General features: G+C 30.9%; 20 protein-coding genes and 9 tRNA genes. 10 read left to right on the plus strand and 19 right to left on the minus strand.

All coding sequences use genetic code 11. The features are described 5' to 3' along the window. Positions 1–23: 23 nt before the first annotated feature. The gene (locus tag LQ679_RS12055; RefSeq protein ID WP_037589706.1) at positions 24–863 is read right to left on the minus strand and encodes a DegV family protein; all 840 of its coding nucleotides are present in this window, start codon (positions 861–863) and stop codon (positions 24–26) included. A 363-nt stretch (positions 864–1226) separates the two neighbouring features. Between LQ679_RS12055 and LQ679_RS12060 the strand changes: the two genes are divergently transcribed. Both LQ679_RS12060 and LQ679_RS12065 read left to right on the plus strand, forming a co-directional pair. Then, positions 1227–1658 carry a GNAT family N-acetyltransferase gene (locus LQ679_RS12060; RefSeq protein ID WP_204189173.1) on the plus strand — a complete coding sequence of 144 codons (432 nt, stop codon included), beginning with the start codon at positions 1227–1229 and terminating at the stop codon, positions 1656–1658. A 20-nt stretch (positions 1659–1678) separates the two neighbouring features. Further along, a complete protein-coding gene (locus LQ679_RS12065; RefSeq protein ID WP_239763112.1) occupies positions 1679–2548 on the plus strand; it encodes a DMT family transporter in 870 nt (289 codons plus the stop codon). A gap of 78 nt (positions 2549–2626) precedes the next feature. Here LQ679_RS12065 and LQ679_RS12070 read toward each other — a convergent pair whose 3' ends face one another. After that, entirely contained in the window at positions 2627–3301 is a 675-nt protein-coding gene (locus LQ679_RS12070) for a type 1 glutamine amidotransferase (RefSeq protein ID WP_037589709.1), read from the minus strand. 381 nt (positions 3302–3682) lie between these two features. Here LQ679_RS12070 and LQ679_RS12075 point away from each other — a divergent pair, with 381 nt between their 5' ends. Beyond that, a complete protein-coding gene (locus LQ679_RS12075) occupies positions 3683–4123 on the plus strand; it encodes an NUDIX domain-containing protein (protein ID WP_206180572.1) in 441 nt (146 codons plus the stop codon). A gap of 290 nt (positions 4124–4413) precedes the next feature. Next, positions 4414–5493, plus strand: coding sequence for a 3'-5' exonuclease (locus LQ679_RS12080; protein WP_239763115.1), 1080 nt, complete (start codon positions 4414–4416; stop codon positions 5491–5493). A gap of 36 nt (positions 5494–5529) precedes the next feature. Here the strand turns inward: LQ679_RS12080 and LQ679_RS12085 are convergent, their stop codons facing one another. The 15 genes from LQ679_RS12085 to hemE form a co-directional block, all read right to left on the minus strand. Then, complete coding sequence (locus tag LQ679_RS12085) at positions 5530–5937, minus strand: hypothetical protein (protein ID WP_239763118.1); 408 nt, start codon at positions 5935–5937, stop codon at positions 5530–5532. Further along, complete coding sequence (locus LQ679_RS12090) at positions 5924–6358, minus strand: Panacea domain-containing protein (protein WP_345772996.1); 435 nt, start codon at positions 6356–6358, stop codon at positions 5924–5926. Before LQ679_RS12090 ends, LQ679_RS12085 begins: the two co-directional genes overlap by 14 nt. Before the next feature lie 137 nt (positions 6359–6495). Further along, complete coding sequence (locus tag LQ679_RS12095) at positions 6496–6705, minus strand: hypothetical protein (protein WP_239763121.1); 210 nt, start codon at positions 6703–6705, stop codon at positions 6496–6498. Between the two features lie 453 nt (positions 6706–7158). After that, positions 7159–7247 (minus strand) — tRNA-Ser (locus LQ679_RS12100). Positions 7248–7289: 42 nt separating this feature from the next. Continuing rightward, positions 7290–7361, minus strand: a tRNA-Glu gene (locus LQ679_RS12105). Positions 7362–7364: 3 nt separating this feature from the next. Next, positions 7365–7439 (minus strand) — tRNA-Asn (locus LQ679_RS12110). 7 nt (positions 7440–7446) lie between these two features. Then, a tRNA-Gly gene (locus LQ679_RS12115) sits at positions 7447–7520 on the minus strand. A gap of 20 nt (positions 7521–7540) precedes the next feature. Continuing rightward, a tRNA-His gene (locus LQ679_RS12120) sits at positions 7541–7616 on the minus strand. 20 nt (positions 7617–7636) lie between these two features. Then, positions 7637–7709, minus strand: a tRNA-Phe gene (locus LQ679_RS12125). A 10-nt stretch (positions 7710–7719) separates the two neighbouring features. Then, positions 7720–7795 (minus strand) — tRNA-Asp (locus LQ679_RS12130). A 14-nt stretch (positions 7796–7809) separates the two neighbouring features. After that, positions 7810–7883, minus strand: a tRNA-Met gene (locus LQ679_RS12135). 87 nt (positions 7884–7970) lie between these two features. Continuing rightward, positions 7971–8045, minus strand: a tRNA-Glu gene (locus tag LQ679_RS12140). 776 nt (positions 8046–8821) lie between these two features. Continuing rightward, entirely contained in the window at positions 8822–10216 is a 1395-nt protein-coding gene (gene hemY / locus LQ679_RS12145; protein WP_239763123.1) for a protoporphyrinogen oxidase, read from the minus strand. A gap of 32 nt (positions 10217–10248) precedes the next feature. Beyond that, complete coding sequence (gene hemH / locus LQ679_RS12150) at positions 10249–11169, minus strand: ferrochelatase (RefSeq protein WP_025904824.1); 921 nt, start codon at positions 11167–11169, stop codon at positions 10249–10251. A 40-nt stretch (positions 11170–11209) separates the two neighbouring features. Continuing rightward, the gene (gene hemE, locus LQ679_RS12155) at positions 11210–12262 is read right to left on the minus strand and encodes a uroporphyrinogen decarboxylase (protein WP_037589713.1); all 1053 of its coding nucleotides are present in this window, start codon (positions 12260–12262) and stop codon (positions 11210–11212) included. A gap of 166 nt (positions 12263–12428) precedes the next feature. Between hemE and LQ679_RS12160 the strand changes: the two genes are divergently transcribed. Then, positions 12429–12956 (plus strand): antibiotic biosynthesis monooxygenase family protein, encoded by a 528-nt coding sequence (locus LQ679_RS12160; RefSeq protein WP_025904822.1) that lies wholly within the window; start codon positions 12429–12431, stop codon positions 12954–12956. A 59-nt stretch (positions 12957–13015) separates the two neighbouring features. On the opposite strand, the gene ecsB is transcribed toward LQ679_RS12160, so the two are convergent. Then, positions 13016–14236, minus strand: coding sequence for an ABC transporter permease EcsB (ecsB, locus tag LQ679_RS12165; protein ID WP_126477946.1), 1221 nt, complete (start codon positions 14234–14236; stop codon positions 13016–13018). Further along, entirely contained in the window at positions 14229–14966 is a 738-nt protein-coding gene (locus LQ679_RS12170; protein WP_037589715.1) for an ABC transporter ATP-binding protein, read from the minus strand. The genes ecsB and LQ679_RS12170 overlap by 8 nt, the downstream gene beginning before the upstream one ends. Positions 14967–15094: 128 nt before the next feature. Here LQ679_RS12170 and LQ679_RS12175 point away from each other — a divergent pair, with 128 nt between their 5' ends. The 5 genes from LQ679_RS12175 (at position 15095) to LQ679_RS12195 (ending at position 18246) form a co-directional block, all read left to right on the plus strand. Beyond that, positions 15095–15517 carry an HIT family protein gene (locus LQ679_RS12175; RefSeq protein ID WP_025904819.1) on the plus strand — a complete coding sequence of 141 codons (423 nt, stop codon included), beginning with the start codon at positions 15095–15097 and terminating at the stop codon, positions 15515–15517. Positions 15518–15581: 64 nt separating this feature from the next. Next, positions 15582–15959, plus strand: a complete 378-nt coding sequence (locus LQ679_RS12180) for a YtxH domain-containing protein (protein WP_025904818.1) — start codon at positions 15582–15584, stop codon at positions 15957–15959. Between the two features lie 96 nt (positions 15960–16055). Continuing rightward, complete coding sequence (locus tag LQ679_RS12185) at positions 16056–16601, plus strand: HTH-type transcriptional regulator Hpr (RefSeq protein ID WP_025904817.1); 546 nt, start codon at positions 16056–16058, stop codon at positions 16599–16601. A 38-nt stretch (positions 16602–16639) separates the two neighbouring features. Then, the gene (locus LQ679_RS12190; protein WP_025904816.1) at positions 16640–17203 is read left to right on the plus strand and encodes a DUF3267 domain-containing protein; all 564 of its coding nucleotides are present in this window, start codon (positions 16640–16642) and stop codon (positions 17201–17203) included. A gap of 71 nt (positions 17204–17274) precedes the next feature. Beyond that, positions 17275–18246: a peptidylprolyl isomerase gene (locus tag LQ679_RS12195; RefSeq protein ID WP_037589717.1), complete on the plus strand. Its 972-nt coding sequence runs from the start codon at positions 17275–17277 to the stop codon at positions 18244–18246. Positions 18247–18261 lie beyond the last annotated feature (15 nt).

Here is an 18261-nt window from a genome sequence, read left to right on the forward strand (position 1 = left end):
TCTCAGATTTTTAAACGTTTTCATTATTGAGTTTGTATCCAACCTATTCCAATCGTGCCATATCCCGTATGAACAGATGCTACTGGAACTAAAGGTTCGACATATACATTAACATCTTTATTTAAAGTTAATATGCGCTCTTTCCATACATGTGCTTCTTGCTCATTTCCAGCATGTAACACACCAATGTTTGTAACACCTTTATCAATAATTTCTTTAATATGTGTGATTAAATAAGCTTCTATTTTCTTATTGCCTCTAGACTTAAGTTCTAAGTCGATTGTACTATTCTCTAATTTCAATAATAATTTAATATGAAGTAAGCTACTTAATAAATATTTGCTATTCGAAACCCTTCCACTATTCTTTAATTGTTGTAAGTTTCGTGGCAACAAATATAATTCACTTGTATGTTTAACTTCTTCTAACTTATTAACGATTTCTTCAAATGAATAGTCCTCGTCATAAAGTTTTCTACCATACTCGACTAATTCTTTTTGAGGAAAGCTTCCTGTTCCACTATCAATTACATGAATTTCCATTGGGAAAGATTGTGCAGTTGATAGCGATGATGCATATGTGCCTGATAAACTACTAGAAGGATGAACCGCAATAACATGCGTATAACCTTCTTCTTGAATTTGCTCATACGTCTCTATAAAATCTTGAGGTGTAGGTTGAGCTGTTTTAGCACCATTACCATTTTCTTTTAACATATCAAAAAATAACTTTGAACTTTCAAATTGTGAATCTTTATAAGGTTTGTCATTAATAATTGTAGATAAAGAAACGACAAATAAATCTTTATCATCCATATTTTGATCAATATAAGTTGTTGTATCAATTAACCACGCTAATTTCATTACTTCCTCCATTGTATATACAATAAATGCATTCACTTTATAACTAAGTATTTTTAACCTAACTTAATTAATAACATATAATCAATATTGAAACAATTAAAAAAAGAACTGATAAGTTAAAGCAATCATATAATAAATACCGCAAATATCATTCTAGTATAATAAATAGATAGATATACTGAAATTACAATACTTTCATAACAATGAATCGAATGATATTTCTATAAAAATTATTGAAATTTACTATTAAAATATACCAATCATAAGATTAATAAGTTTATCAAAAAATTCATAATAACCTATACGCATTTAACCTTCATATGCTATCATTCTAATATTCACATCTAATTAGGAGTCATAACAATGAGCTTATTAAAAACTGAACTACAAGAGAAAGATTATCCACTTGCATTAAAAATTTGGGAACGCTCCGTACTCGCAACCCATCACTTTTTAAAAGAAGAAGACAGAATTGCATTAAAAAAAGAAATACCAACCTACTTTAAATACGTAGATGCAAATTTATGGCTTTACGATGGAGAAGCTGTTGGCTTTTCAGGTATCAACGAAGATAACTTAGAAATGTTATTTATAGATCCAGAACATTTCAGAAAAGGATTTGGAACTGAAATACTTCAACACTTGTTAACAGAAGATCATATCCAAAAAGTTGACGTAAACAAAGATAACGAGCAAGCCTTGAACTTTTATATGAAAAATGGATTTAAACCATATAAAGAATCTTCACATGATGGACAAGGAAGAGATTATCCAATCATACATCTAAAATTATAATTTAAATTGAGGTTTTGCTTATGAATAAACAGACAAATATGTTATTACTTATTTCAATCATTGCAATTTCACTAGCTGCCATATTAGTAAAGCTATCAAACGCCCCTTCTAGCGTAATAAGCATGAACAGAATGTTTATAGCAGTCATCTTGCTAGTACCCTTTGCATATCGATATAAAAAAGAAATCTTCAAATTAAATCTTAAAGATTTTCTATATCTTGTATTAGCTGGTCTATTTTTAGCACTTCATTTCGGATTATGGTTTGGTTCATTAAAATTAACAACCGTTGCTAGTTCAACAGTCATATTATCTTTACAACCCATTATTGCGATTATTGCAAGTTTCTTATTTTATAGAGAAAAAATAACACTAAAAGTTTTGAGTACAATTTTAATATCGTTTATCGGTGTTGTAATCGTAAGTTGGGGCGACTTTAATATAACTGACTTAACTGCAATGATTGGTAATATATTATCTTTATTAAGTGTTATATCAATAGTGTGTTACCTAATGATAGGAAAGAATGCAATGCTCAAACTCACACATTGGGTTTATAGCATCATCGTGTTCTTCTTCGCAGGCGTCTTTTTACTCATTTATAACATCATCACGCATGCTACATTAGTAAACTATTCAATGAAAGAATGGCTATTATTTATATCATTGGCCATTTTCCCAACAATAGCGCACGTCATATTCAATTATCTCTTAAATATCATAAATCCAACAACCATATCAATGAGCATGCTACTAGAACCCGTAGGCGCATCAATATTAGCAATATTTATCTTGAAAGAATACTTAGAATACGTACAAATACTAGGTATCATTATCGTACTCGTAGGCGTGTATTTCTTCTTAAAAGCACAGAAAACTGAAGTGACGTGAAAATATGAAGATATATAAAGGCTAGGACTTATGTAAAAAAGTCCTAGCCTTTGTTTTGATTTGATATTAATAAATATATTATTTACTTTTTGTTATAAAATCTAATAATTTAAACATAACATCTTTATTTTCTTTAGGTACTTCATAGTCAATTATTTCTTGAGGTGTTTGATTCAATACAGAATCTACTGCATAAGAAAAGTCATTCGTAACAATTTCTTTAACATCAAAAGGTCCAGGTTCAAAATGAAATTGTAAGCCAATAACATTATCTTTCAATAAGAATCCTTGGTTTGTTAAGTACTCGCTTGAAAATAACAATTCTGCATTTTTAGGAATTTGGAATGTTTCTTCATGCCAATGTAATGCCATTAATTCTTTCGGTAGATCCGGTATAGTATCACTTTCAAGATAAACTTTATCCCAGCCCACTTCTTTTACTGGTGATTTACCCACTGTATAACCTATTGCTTTTGTTATTTGTTGGGCACCATAGCAAGCTCCAAACATTGGTTTGTTAGCTTTCAATAACTCTCTTATTAACTCTCTTTCTTTAAAAATCCAATCATCTGTATCATTCGGACTCATTGGACCACCCAAAATAATTAGTAAATCAGTTTCTTCAGCAGAAGGTATTACACCATTATAAAAATACGGATGATAAATATACAAATCATGTCCTCTTTCTTTAGCCCAATCACCTATTGATCCAACACCTTCATTTGGCGTATGTTGTAAAACATTTATTCTCATAAAATAAGCAACTCCTTATATAATTAACAAATTCTAATAACTATATTATAAGTCATTTAAGCAAAATAATGTGAAAATCTTTTATTTTAGAAAAATCAAAGGCTAGGACTTATGTAAAAAGTCCTAGCCTTTGTTTTGCCCATATTTCGTAACAAGGTTACAATAAAAATAGTAAATAAAACGTTAAACCAAGTAATGCTATACCAGTGATATAGTTCAAAATCGTTCTGATCCTAATTTTTGTAATATTTGACAATGTGATCAACTCCAAATCTTATATTACGTATGATCTTAGCGAATTTATCTGTTATCTATCACATTGAATTATCATACTTTAACAACTTTATTATAATATATTTAAGAAATAAAGGAGTGATAATTTTGACAAATTTCTATAGAGTCATAAATGCTATTTTAATTAAAGAAAATACTATTTTATTAGTTAAAAATGAATATAATAATGAATATTTATGGAGTTTACCTGGAGGCGTAGTTGAGCAAGGTGAGTTTTTATATGAATCTTTAATTAGAGAAGTATTTGAAGAAACAGGATTAACTATAAATCAATATGAACTAGCATATATAGCTGAAAATAACATACCTAATGAGAATGCTCATTGTTTAGTAACTTATTTTAAGTGCTTAAATTTCAACGGTGAAATATCAATTAATGATCCTGACAATGAAATTGTAGAATTAAAATGGGTCAACTTTAACGAAATTCAAAATTATATAATCAGCGAAGACATTTTAATCCCTTTACAAAATTATTTATTTAAAGACAAAAAAGAGTATTATTTTATTGATGATTTGAGGTTTTAAATCATTATTTATTCATATATAAGTCATACATAATCAATTTTACAAAAATTTTATCACGAAAAATAAAAAAGTTTAATTTCAAAGGAATGATACACATGTCCAAATACACATTAGACAGCACATTTTTATACATGGCTCTTATGACTTTGCCACTTATTTTTATAATGCCTGTAATGTTTAGTGTTCCACTTGTTTTATTAATTTTTAGTATTAAAAAGAAAGAAAACTGACATGATTTTATAAATACTCTTGTTTACTAGCGTTATATAATTAGAAAGGGTGAAATGAAATTGAAAGCTAAAAAAATGGATAAAATGTTGTTTCAATCTAAATTCCCTGAAGTTGAGGTCTTACTTGAATCTGAAACTTCAACTAAGATTGATAAAGAGTATGTAATAGGCTCAATTTTTGTGACAATACAAGAAATTATATTAGTGCAGCATAAAGCGAATTTAACTTTTCAAATCCCATGGTCAGAGGTTGTTTCTTTAGATACAATAGAAAACTTTATTTCTAGTAAATTAATTTTAGATTATGGTGAAAATCGAATGTTAACATTTTCTTTTACATCGAGTGATCCAGTTCATGCAATTCAAGTATTTTACAAAACTTTAAAGTTAGAAAGAGAGATTAATCATTTTAACAATGATGATATAAAAGCACTTCAACATAAAAATGAACAATTGATTAAAGAAAATTTTCAATTAAGAAATGAAATTAATAAATTAAATGAAGAGAATCGCGCGCTTCTTGATAATATGGAAAATCAAAAATCTTATACATCACCCTATCGTGCGCCAAGAAGAACTTATAATCGTTCAAATAATTTACTAGATTTAAGTTATACAAAAGTTAGTAAATTAACAGATTCCTTTATCGTTCTAGATTTCGAAACGACAGGTTTAAAATATAACGAAAACGAAATTATTCAGTGTGGGATTATTGAATATGAAGATGGAAAAATCATTAATGAATATAATGAATACTTCAAACCAAGTAAACCAATAAGTAAAAGAATAGAAAAAATCACAGGTATTACAAATGAGTTTTTAGAAGATAAACCTAGTTTAGGAAAGGATAAATTAGAGGAATTATATAATATCATTAGAAGAAGAACGATAGTCGCACATAATGCACCATTTGATATGAAGTTCTTACTCTACCAACTTCAAATTAATAATATAGAATATGAGAAATTGAGAGTTATTGACACACTCACTTTTTCAAGAAAACTAATCAGAGAAACACCTAATCATAAACTTCAAACTTTAAAAGAACATTTCAATTTAGACGATGGCGAATCACATAACGCAATTAATGACTGTAGAGCAACCGGGAACTTACTATTACTATTGATGAGTAGACAGTGATTATAACAGTAGTAGTATATAAAAAGCGTTTTGGAGTTAAAATAAAGTCTTATTGAATTCCGATACTTTAAATTTAATTTCTTCAAGTTTCTCCTGATAAGTTATTGATAAGTCATCAAATTTTTTTGAAGTAACAATATCTTTAGAATAAACAGTGGATTGTTTGTGTGTTCTAACATAGCAAATTTCTTTATAGATGCTATGAAGACTTGGACATTCAAGCAATCCAATATTTACATCATAAATAGGATGTAAATTCACTTTATTAGAAACAGTAGATATTGGTAACATCGTTAAATCACATTCAAAGCAATCTTTTTCGGCACCAATGATTAATACTGGCCATAATTTATAGCCTTTTTTATTTGTTTTTAAATCAAAATATGGAAAACTTGCATATACTATTTTATTAATTAAATCACGAGGAGTATTAACTAAATCCAAGATGAACTTCCTCCTCATTTAAATCTTCAAATTCATCTATGTACATATCATAAACATGATCGTATAGCCTAACGCTTTTAGCATCTTCGATTATATCCTCTGGCGTTATTTCTCTATTCCCTACCTCATTATTGTTCAAGTTAATTCTACTTTTTTTCCAACATTTTTCATGATGGGATAGTTCTCTTAGATACCAACCAGAATACATGCCATATTGAGAGATAACATTATTAATTACATATTTTTCAGTATCATTTAATTTATCAGTATCGCTTGGTTCATACATTTCATCTAAATAATACCTTAATTTAGGTATAACCGGACCAAATTTCCACCCTTCAATTCTATCATTAAATAGAACTTCGCCCGTTAAAGCTAAAGATTCTCTTTGTGCAAAATAAATTAACTTTTGCAGTTTAATTCGTTATTTTCAAACTTAGTACCAGTTTTAAGTTCATATGAGTATATAAGGTAATTAGCAACATCTTTTACATCTGCCATTAAAATCACTCCTATCTCAGTTATAATATAATATTTTAGCTGCAAGGTAAGTTTAAGTTAAAATAGTAATGCTACTAGTATAGTGATAATCAATGATAAGAGACTTAAAATAGTTGGTATACTAATACCTATCCAGAAACGTTTTGATGTAAATTTATTATCGCTTATTTCATTTTTTAACTCGGAAACAGCATTTTTTATTTCTCCTGATAAAACGTCTTTAGTTAAAGAAATTTTATCATTGATTTCATCGAATCTATTATTCATATTTATTACATGCTGCTGAAATTCTGATCTTGTAATATATTCACTATTAATAAAAGCACCCCCTTATATACTCCCACTCTCTAGTTTAATTAAGTATATATTACAACAAAATCAAATTGGGCACAATATAGAATGTTAAAATTAACAAACTCTTGTTTATAATATAGTAATCCCCTTCTCTCCCTAGTCATGGAATGTAATTTATGTTGACGTTGGCGTTAAAAACACCAAAATAACATGCTCGTTGGCATTAAATCAGATCATTAAAATATAGCAATTACTTTAGGAATTTATTCGCAACTTCTATATGAACATAAAAAAAGCAAGTATCAAAAAGTAAGAGAATTTTTCTCTAGACACTTTTTTGACACTTGCTCATATGGATTAACTTACCAATTGCAAGAAAACCCAGCAATATCAACGTCTTGGATTAGTTGATTATTAAGGTACAAACGGAGAGTGAGGGATTCGAACCCTCGAGACGCTTGTGGCGCCTACACACTTTCCAGGCGTGCTCCTTCGGCCAACTCGGACAACTCTCCACAAACAAAAAAATCAGAAGCGATATTTCACCTCTGATTATATGACCCCTACGGGATTCGAACCCGTGTTACCGCCGTGAAAGGGCGGTGTCTTAACCGCTTGACCAAGGGGCCTTATGGCTCCACAGGTAGGACTCGAACCTACGACCGATCGGTTAACAGCCGATAGCTCTACCACTGAGCTACTGTGGAATAATAATGGAGCGGGTGATCGGAATCGAACCGACAACATCAGCTTGGAAGGCTGAGGTTTTACCACTAAACTACACCCGCTTAAGTAAATAATATATATATGGGGCGACTGATGGGAATCGAACCCACGAATGTCGGAACCACAATCCGATGCGTTAACCACTTCGCCACAATCGCCATACTTGTTTAAAAAAGTATGGCTCAGGACGGAATCGAACCGCCGACACAAGGATTTTCAGTCCTTTGCTCTACCGACTGAGCTACTGAGCCAAAATATAAATGGCGGTCCCGACGGGAATCGAACCCGCGATCTCCTGCGTGACAGGCAGGCATGTTAACCGCTACACCACGGGACCATCATTAAAAAGTATTGCGGGAGGCGGATTTGAACCACCGACCTTCGGGTTATGAGCCCGACGAGCTACCGAACTGCTCCATCCCGCGCTAATAATAAGTAATTTGGCTACCTTATTAATATAACACATTCATTAATATTATGTCAATAAAATTTCAATAAATTTTTATTGAAAATGGTGACCCCTACGGGATTCGAACCCGTGTTACCGCCGTGAAAGGGCGGTGTCTTAACCGCTTGACCAAGGGGCCTCTAATTGAGAACTACTTAAGTATATATAGAAATATAAAGAACGTCAATGCTATTTCTTTACTTTTCTTAATAAAAAATTTGAACTTTTAACATCTATGTGACAATTGTCACTAAAGGGAGAAATAATCATTCAAAACACCCTCTTTTTTAACTTTAGAAGTGTCATTTATTCATGATTTTTATAGAAAAAAATTATCATAAAGTAGTTTTTTCGAAGTCATTGTGAAAAAGATGAATTAAAATTCCACGTTTTTAATAAAGTAAGCATTAAGTTTTATAGACAGCTCTATGTTGCTTGTTTACTCAGTCTTGCAACTTACAGCATCTCTATGTTGCTTGTTTGCTCAGTCTTGCAACATTCAGCCTCTCAACATTGCTTGTCATCCTCCACTTGCAATATTCAGTCCTTCAACATTGCTTGTCACCCTCCACTTGCAATATTCAGCCTCTCAACATTGCTTGTCACACCCCACTTGCAACATTCAGCCTCCCAACATTGCTTGTCACCCTCCACTAGCAACATTCAGCCTCTCAACATTGCTTGTCACACCCCTCTAGCAACATTCAGCCTCCCAATATTGCTTGTCACGCTCCACTTGCAATATTCAGTCCTCCAACATTGCTTGTCATCCTCCACTTGCAATATTCAGCCTCCCCCTCCAACAAAAAAACAGAAATTCTAATGTTAAATTAGAATTTCTGTCCCGCTTCCACGCTTTTCCATGCGCTTCCATACGCTTCCTAGCACTTCCGCGCACTTTCTACTTACTACTTTCTACTTCAAATACTCTATCATCTTGTCACTAGCGTTCTTAGCCATTTGTACACAGTCTGGTAATCCGACTGCATCAAACGACGCGCCTGTTATGATTAGGTTATGATAATTTTGATCGATATGTTCTTGTATATCTCGAATACGATCGATATGACCGACTTCATATTGAGGCATACTGTGTGGTAATTTCGTTACGATAAAGAATTCTGGTTCTCCTTTGATCGTCATGATTTTATTCAAATCATTTAAAGCGACTTGTTTCAATTGTTCTTCGTCTTTATGATGTATAATATTTGAGACTGGTTTACCTACATATGCTCTTAATAAGACTTTTCCTTCTGGTGTTGTATGTGGCCATTTTTTGTTTGTCCATGTACAAGCTGTGATGGCTGTATCACTTGTTCTTGCAATTACAAATCCAGTTCCATCTTTATCATTCACGACTTGGTCTTTATCAAATGCCATAACGACTGTTGCCACACTTGTTGAAGGCATATAGTTAAAGTAATCTAATTTAAGGTCATCTTCAAACCATTTAACGAAATGTTGGTGTGGTATTGTAACGATTACACCATCATATTCATGTTCTTCATTGTTTATCGTCAAAATTGTTTTATTATCTTTTTCTACTAAATTTTGAACTGGAGCGTTTAAATGTATTTGAACGCCTTTATCTTCAAGACTATCACGTAAAGTTTGAATAAATGATTCAAGGCCATGTCTAAATTGTTTAAATTGACCTTTTGGTTTTACTGTTACTTTTTTATCGGCATTATTTTTAGCTTTTTGAGCTATCATACCTTTTATTAAGCCGCCCTCTTTTTCTTCTTGTTCTTTAAAATGAGGAAATGTTGTTTTTAAGCTTAATTTATCGATATTTGCACCATATATACCTGCCATTAAAGGTTCGATTAAGTTTTCTAATACTTCATCACCTAATCTTTGTCTAAAGAAATGACCAATTGATATATCTGTATGCATCGGTTTAACAGGTAAGAAATAATCTAAACCTGCTCTTAATTTAGCTGCTGGTGAAATCAATTGTGTCTTAAGAAATGGTTTGATTTCTGTCGGTATACCCATAATCGAACCGCCTGGTATTGGATATAACTTATTATGGCTGTAAATATATGATTGCCCTGTTTTATTTGTTACTAAATCATCAGCAATCCCAATTTCTTCAGCTAATTCTGTCATAATTTTCTTTCTACCTAAGTAAGATTCTGGCCCTAGTTCAATTGTATAACCATCTTTACGATAAGTTTTGATTTTGCCGCCTACTCTGTCTGATTGTTCATATACATCAATTTCTGCATTTGGATAATCTCTTCTTAAATAATGGGCAGCAGATAACCCAGTTATCCCTGCCCCTATTATTGCAATTCGTTTTGACATACTTAACACTTCTTTCTTATTCGAATATCGAATTAGAATTTTTTCTTAATTGCTGATACCATTGCTTCTATAAATTTAGGATCAATATTTGGCATTGGTGGTCTGTGATATTTCACACCTAATTCATCACAAACAACTTTACATTCATAGTCATTATCATACAATACTTCTAAATGTTCACATACAAATCCTACTGGTGTATAAATAAAGTGTTTATAGCCATGTTCATTATATAAGTCTCTCGTTAAATCTTGAACATCTGGTCCTAACCAAGGTTCTCCAGTTTGACCTTCTGATTGCCAACCTACTGATACATGTTTAATGTTAGATTCTTCACTTAAAATTTTAGCAGTTTCTTCTAATTGATCAGGATATGGGTCGTTTGCTTTTTTAATTTTTTCAGGCAAACTATGTGCAGAAACGATTAATACTGTTTCATCATGACTTTCTTCTGGAATCGTTTGTAATGTTTCATCAATCATGTTTGTCCAGTAAGAAATAAATGCTGGTTCATTGTAGAATTGCTCAACGTGATGCATTGAAATGCCGTATTTATCTGCTTCTTCTTGAGCACGTTTATTATAACTTCCCACTGAGAAATTAGAATAATGAGGTGCTAATACAATCGTAACCGCTTCTTCAATACCATCATTATGCATTTGTTCAACTGCATCTTCAATAAATGGATGAATATGTTTTAAACCAATGTACAATTTAAATTCAACATCTTCATATGCTTCATTTAATGCGCCAAGTAAACTTTCGGCTTGTTTCTCTGTTGTACCTGCTAATGGTGAAATACCACCAATCGCTTTATAACGCCCTTTTAAGTCTTCAATTTGTTCATCAGATGGCTTACGACCATGTCTAATGTGTGTATAATAAGGTACAATGTCACTTTCTTTATAAGGTGTACCATATGCCATAACTAAAAGTCCCACTTTTTTATTCATCTTCTATACTCCCTTTAATAAAATTAAGCTGTTTAATAACCTATCTTTGTTGTGATTTATATTTTGCTGAATAATCATGCACAAACTTAGCAACTCTTCTTAATGTATCAGGTTGCACTTCTGGAAAGACACCATGTCCAAGATTAAAGATATAATTATGGTCTACTAAACCTTGATCCAATATTTGAACGAGTCTTTGTTCGATAACTTCCCATGGTGCTAGTAAAATAGCTGGATCTAAGTTTCCTTGTAACGTCTTAGTAATACCTTTTTCCCTTGCTTCTTTGATTTGTAAGCGCCAATCTAGCCCGATTACATCAACCGGTAATTGATTCCATTCTTCTATTAAATGGCTTGCTCCAACACCAAATGTTGTAACAGGTACGTTTTTTTCTTTAATTGCTGCAAAAATTTTATTCATAGATGGTCTAATGAAATAATGATAATCTTCAGCATTTAACGCACCTACCCATGAATCGAATACTTGAATCATCTTACATCCAGCATCAATTTGAGCATGTGTATAGCGAATTGCCATATCAGCTAATGTATCCATTAATTTAAACCAAGCTTCTGGCTGTTTATACATAAACGCTTTAGTCTTATTATAATTTTTAGATGGTCCACCTTCAATCATATAGCTCGCTAGCGTGAACGGTGCGCCAGTAAATCCTATTAATGGTACGTTTAGCTGTTCTTCTGTTAAAAGTTTAATCGTATCTAAGACATATTTCACGTCTTCCTCAGGATTTATTTGACCTAATCGATTAATATCAGAAATGTCTTTAATAGGGTTATGTATAACAGGACCTATTCCAGATTTAATTTCTACATCTACACCAATTCCAGTTAAAGGTGTCATAATATCTTTATATAAAATTGCAGCATCAGTATTATATTGGTCTACTGGTAATTTTGTAACATATGCACAAAGTTCTGGTTGATGTGTAATTTCAAATAATGAATACTTTTCTTTAATTTTTCTATATTCAGGCTGTGATCTACCTGCTTGCCTCATAAACCAAACTGGTGTATGAGTTGTTTTTTCTCCCTTTGCTGCTTTTAAAATTGTATCGTTAAACGGTACACTCATTTATTTCACCTCATTATAATCATTACAATCTATTTTAACATATTCTATTATAAAGACATCTATGTGTACAAAAATTCATAAATTATACAAAAGATTTCATGAATTGGTTGATTTTAGCGCTTACATGTTTATAATCTAATTAAAGAGATATAGGAGGTATATCATTATGAAATGTTATATAACAACAGGTACGTATCATTTTCTGCATAGTATAATGAAGAAACATCCAGATGAAGATATTCATCATTATACGAGACAAGATACGACAGTACTTATTCATGAAACAAATGGTGATACAGTATTTGCACAACCAAGAGAATATCGAATATTAGAATCAAAAGGTGTTTTTATCAATCATGAATTTATAGCAGCAAGCTACATTCCTGTATCTGATGAAATGCAACATCGATTCGAAAATCATTATGTAGATATCGACAGTCAATTTGATAATTTCGAAGGGTTCGAATCATTTAGATTACTTAAACCTCGAAAAGGCGATACTTATATGATATTAGTAGGTTTCGATTCAAATGAATTATATGAAGATTTCACAAAATCATCTTTCTATGCGGAATATTTCTCAAGAGAGGCTACTCGTAAATTCTCTGGTGCTGAACAATATTCAACAGCAAATTATACAAAGTATTGGTATAGACCTGAAGAAGATGAAGAAACAGAAAACGAAGAAGCATAATTATAAAATAAAAAAGAAGAAATGATTCTCACTGAGTCATTTCTTCTTTTTTATTGTTATTAATCTCTAAGTAGCTCTTGATGTTTTTTAATTTTCTTAATGGAAGAATCTATTGTTAACCAACCAACAATGAAGAATAATATAACGAAATAAATCGCTGTAACAAATTTCAAGATATATATGATTGATAAAATAATACCTAAGACAATCATGATATTAATTAAAAATTGATGATAGCCTTTAACAACTTGTCCTTCACTAACCGGCCATACTTGTGGCCACAATCCGTATGCCTGTTGTTTATAAAATTGAGATAATTGTAATATCAACAAGTACATGATTAAAGCACCTAATATGGCTGATATAACTGGCTGATCAATCCACCAAATTAATACAAGTCCGATAATCAATAATCTTAATACGATAAAGAATGCATCTTTCCCTCTTGCAAAACTTCTTACAAATAAGAATTTATACATATAATTTTGATTAAATTTCTTAGGACTCGGAACTTTTAAGAAGACATCTAAATATCTTCTGCGAACTGTTCGTTCATTTAATACTTTTACATCTGTAAACATATTAACGAATTTATAATAATTCATCTTATGATTATGTTCGATAGCGATTAATGTTTCCCACTGATAAAAAGTACCTCTATTGATATTTTCTAATAAAATAATTAAAGCAATCAATACGACAATAGATAATAGACCTGATAAAGCCCCTACTTTTAAAGTTGTGTAATATCCACTCGCATATACGATAAAGAGTAATACATTAATTCCCCATATTTCTAAACCATATTTTAACCAGAACCATTTCATCATCAGTCCTAGAATTGGAAAGATGAAACTCAAAACCATTACCGTAATATATAAATAAAATTTACCACCCATTAATTGATAGAATAATGGTAAACCGATCACTAATATCACGACTGGTAAATATAGTCGATTAAAATAACTATATGTTAGAGCTTTTCTAATATATAGCGTTAAGTGTTTCTCAAATGGTAATAAATATAATTTATCCGCTTCTCTAAAGAAAGTCCTCATCGGAAATATCGAACAAATAGATAATATAACCGAAAAGATTAAACGATAGTTAATATTTTGTGGAATGTCCTTTAACCAATTACTATATCCTAACGCAAATGCGCCAATCATAATGGTTAAAAATATTAAGAAATGACCATTAAAGATGAATTTATTGTAATTCATTTTCTCTAATACTTCTTCTCTTTGTCTAACCTTATATAAAGTATTTACATCATTCATACGCTTCACCTTGTGTTAAATGTATATAAATATCATCTAGTGTTGCATTAGTAAGTCCAGTTTTTTCTCTCAGTTCTTCTAAATTGCCCATCGCTACTAAACGACCTTGATGTAATATAATAAATCGGTCGCAATACCTTTCAGCAGTTGCAAGTATATGTGTAGACATTAATACTGAAGAGCCTTGATTACGTCTTTCTACTATTAAATCTAACATTGTTTGTATACCTAATGGATCTAACCCTAAGAATGGTTCATCTATGATATATTGCGTCGGTTCAACTAAGAATGCACAAACAATCATAACTTTTTGTTTCATACCTTTTGAAAAATGTATCGGAAAGACTTTTAATTCATTTTCAAGTCTTAGTCTTTTCAATAACGGCATTGCTTTTTCAAGTGCTGTATCTTTATCAATACCATATGCCATTGCAGTCATGTAAATATGTTCTTCTAAAGTTAATTCATCATATAAAACTGGACTTTCTGGTATATATGTAAGATTTCTTCTATAAGATTCTATATCTGCTTTAATATCTATATTATTAATGGACATCTCACCTTGTTGTGGTGTTAATAAGCCAAGTATATGTTTAATTGTTGTACTTTTCCCTGCACCATTTAATCCAATAAGTCCTACGACTTCGCTTGGTTTACATTCAAATGAGATATCATGGATAACAGCTTTTTTACCGTATCCACCTGTTAAATTATTCACTTTAATTGTCACGTGAACACACCTCCAAAATATATTGTAGCATGTTCTCAATGTTACATTCATTAAATATTATCTTAATCAGTGAGATGATATTACGAGCATGATATAATAAAACTAATATTTACATAGGAGATGATAGTATGTCAGAAACAATATTCAGCAAAATTATCGACGGTGAAATCCCATCATTCAAAGTTTACGAAAATGATTATGTATATGCATTCTTAGATATTTCTCAAGTAAGTAAAGGACACACATTACTTATTCCAAAGAAAGCTTCACCCAATATTTATGAAACAGACCCAGAAACAATGAAACATATAGCTGAAGCTTTACCGATCGTTGCGAATGCCATCAAGAAAGCTTTCAATCCTGATGGTTTAAATATTATTCAAAACAATGGTGAGTATGCTTCACAATCTGTATTCCATATCCACTTCCACTTAATCCCTAGATATAAAGAAGATATCGATGGTTTCGGTTATATTTGGAATACGAATGAAGATCAATTAGATGATGAGAAAAAAGCAGAAATCGCACAAACAATTCAACAGCATTTTTAATACACTGCATGTTTACAAAAATTCAGGGTATATATTTAAGTAAGAGAAATCAAGGAGGATAATTATGAAATTTTCAAGACTCGCAATTGGCGTTGGTGTAGGATTTGTTACAGGATTTACAACAGCCATTTTAAATACAGACCGTTCTGGTGATGCTTTAAAGACAGATTTAAAATCAACTGCTGACGGATCTAAAATTCAATTAAGTGAAATTAAAGACAATGCTATTGAAATAAAAGATTATGTATTAAAGACGAAAGACGAAAGCCAAATCGCCATTCAATCATTAAGTGAAGAAATTAAAACGATGATTAATGAATTTAAAGCTGATATTAACCCTAATATTGAACAAATACAGAAAAATATTGAAAATATTAGCAATCGTGGCAATGAAATTCAAAAAGAAATTCAAAATACTAAGCTTCCATTTCTAAAAAATTAGAAAACGTGTTAAAATTATTATATTATTAAAGTGTTATAACTAAGCATGATACATTAGTATCATGCTTTTATTATACAATCAAAGGGGGATTTAACTATGTCGAATGAATTGGACATGATTGAAAAAATGTTATTTACTCATAAGGTTTCACAGTTATCTAAAGCTTTATGGAAGACAATCGAGAAAGATTGGCAGCAGTGGATTAAGCCTTTCGACTTAAATATTAATGAACATCATATTTTAATTATTATTAGAAGCTTAAATGAAGCTACAATTTCTGAAGTGAGTAAATATGGTGTCATGCACGTATCTACTGTTTTCAATTTCGCTAAAAATTTAGAAAAACGCGGTTATTTAACAATGCCTAAAAGTCAGCACGATAAGCGTACGACTTATTTAGAATTAACGGATAAAGGTCTTGCAGTGTTAAGAAAGACATATTTAAACTATTCAAATGATACGAACAGATTATATGAAATTGCTGCAGATTATGAGAAAGTCATGTACAATATGCCAGAATTTACAGATGTGAAATATATCGTTGGTCAAATATATGGTAGCGACTTTATTCATCACATTGAACAAAACCATGAGCAATTAAGAAAATATCTACTTGACGAACAGTCTGAGGATGATGCATAATATCAAGATAAATCATATCTTAGAAGGTGACATTAATCATGTTTTTGTGTTCTAAATCAATTAATATACAGTCTCGTTATGGATTGCAGAGAATTGTATTAATTAGTGCTTTAGTTTCATTCTTAACATTTATCGTCACTTACGAAATATTCAATTATATACAAACAGAACCATTAAAGGACGATAAGTTTATACTATTCTTATTCGTCCTTTGCTTAATTTATCCAATTCATAAATTGTTGCATTTGATTGTATTAATGTATTATCGTAAGTCATTTAAAATGAACAAAACGACTAAAGCTAAACGTGCTTTACCTTTATATAATATTAGAGTAGATCAACCAGTTAATAAGATTGTATTTTGTTTTGCACTTATTTGCCCGCTCGTTACGATAACTACCCTATCCATTGCACTCGTAAATATAATTCCACAATATGGACATTACATTTTATTTATCATGTCTATCAATATTGGCATATCGATTATCGATTTACTTTATTTGAAGATTATTTTATTTACAAAAAAAGGTACTTATATTGAAGAAAGAAAAAATGGTATCGAATTGTTAACAAAACGTTCACTGGATGCCGAACATTTATAGGTTATTTTTTGTAATTAAAATAGCAAATATGCTATATTTATCATTGTATTCTTACAAAAGGAGTTCTATTTATGAAATCAATTAAAAAAATAGTGTTACCTGTAACACTTTCAGCATCAGTATTAACTTTAGGCGCTTGTGGTAATGGTTCAGATAATTCTGGAGAAACTTTAGTAGAAACTAAAGCCGGAAACGTAACTTCACAAGACGTGCTAGACAAAATGGGTAGTAACGAAGTCGCACAAAATGCATTTCAAATTGTACTTAACAAAGTCTTAAAAGATAAATACGAAGACAAAGTTGATACGAAGAAATTAGACGAACAAGTTGATAAACAAATCGAGCAATACGGTGGTAAGAAGAAATTTGAAGAAGCACTACAACAAGAAAAACCAGGTGCAACTATAAAAGACTTTAAAGAATCTCAAAAAACTTCTAAATATCAAGAAGAATTTATCAACGATGCCGTAAAAGTTTCTGACAAAGAGATCGATGAAAATACTAAAAAGGCTTCACATATCTTAATCAAAGTTAAATCAGATGATTCTGATGAAGGTTTAAGTGATAAAGCAGCTAAGAAAAAAGCTGAAAAATTACTAGCTCAAATTAAGAAAAATCCAGACGACTTTGAAAAAATCGCTAAGAAAGAATCACAAGATGAAGGTACTAAATCTAAAGGCGGCGCTCTAGGATTTGTATTGAAAGGTCAAATGGATGAATCATTTGAAAAAGCATTATTCAAACTTAAAAAAGATGACGAAATTTCAGATGTTGTTAAATCTCAATATGGTTACCACATTATAAAAGCAGATAAAGGCGAACCATCTAAGAAAGAAAAAGCTAGCCTTAAAGAACAATATCGTCAACTAAAAATCCAAAAAGAACCTAAGATCATCATCAATGCTTACAAAAAATTATTAGACGAATACAAAGTTGACTACAAAGATAAAGATATTAAAAAAGCAATCGAAGATAATATCTTAAACGAAAAAGCATTACAACAACAACAAATGCAAGCAGCACAACAATCATCAGCAAGCTAAAATTAAAAAGCTATG

It is taken from the genome of Mammaliicoccus sp. I-M35 (assembly GCF_022386455.1).
GTDB classification, from domain to species: Bacteria; Bacillota; Bacilli; order Staphylococcales; family Staphylococcaceae; genus Mammaliicoccus; species Mammaliicoccus sciuri_A.

Coding starts and splice junctions, on each gene's coding strand:
- LQ679_RS12070 (WP_037589709.1), bottom strand. CDS start 3,301: ATGAGAATAAATGTTTTACAACATACGCCAAATGAAGGTGTTGGATCA.
- LQ679_RS12095 (WP_239763121.1), bottom strand. CDS start 6,705: ATGAATAATAGATTCGATGAAATCAATGATAAAATTTCTTTAACTAAA.
- ecsB (WP_126477946.1), bottom strand. CDS start 14,236: ATGAATGATGTAAATACTTTATATAAGGTTAGACAAAGAGAAGAAGTA.
- LQ679_RS12190 (WP_025904816.1), top strand. CDS start 16,640: ATGTTTTTGTGTTCTAAATCAATTAATATACAGTCTCGTTATGGATTG.
- LQ679_RS12160 (WP_025904822.1), top strand. CDS start 12,429: ATGAAATGTTATATAACAACAGGTACGTATCATTTTCTGCATAGTATA.
- LQ679_RS12195 (WP_037589717.1), top strand. CDS start 17,275: ATGAAATCAATTAAAAAAATAGTGTTACCTGTAACACTTTCAGCATCA.
- LQ679_RS12175 (WP_025904819.1), top strand. CDS start 15,095: ATGTCAGAAACAATATTCAGCAAAATTATCGACGGTGAAATCCCATCA.
- LQ679_RS12180 (WP_025904818.1), top strand. CDS start 15,582: ATGAAATTTTCAAGACTCGCAATTGGCGTTGGTGTAGGATTTGTTACA.
- hemH (WP_025904824.1), bottom strand. CDS start 11,169: ATGAATAAAAAAGTGGGACTTTTAGTTATGGCATATGGTACACCTTAT.
- LQ679_RS12060 (WP_204189173.1), top strand. CDS start 1,227: ATGAGCTTATTAAAAACTGAACTACAAGAGAAAGATTATCCACTTGCA.
- LQ679_RS12055 (WP_037589706.1), bottom strand. CDS start 863: ATGAAATTAGCGTGGTTAATTGATACAACAACTTATATTGATCAAAAT.
- LQ679_RS12065 (WP_239763112.1), top strand. CDS start 1,679: ATGAATAAACAGACAAATATGTTATTACTTATTTCAATCATTGCAATT.
- LQ679_RS12185 (WP_025904817.1), top strand. CDS start 16,056: ATGTCGAATGAATTGGACATGATTGAAAAAATGTTATTTACTCATAAG.
- hemY (WP_239763123.1), bottom strand. CDS start 10,216: ATGTCAAAACGAATTGCAATAATAGGGGCAGGGATAACTGGGTTATCT.
- hemE (WP_037589713.1), bottom strand. CDS start 12,262: ATGAGTGTACCGTTTAACGATACAATTTTAAAAGCAGCAAAGGGAGAA.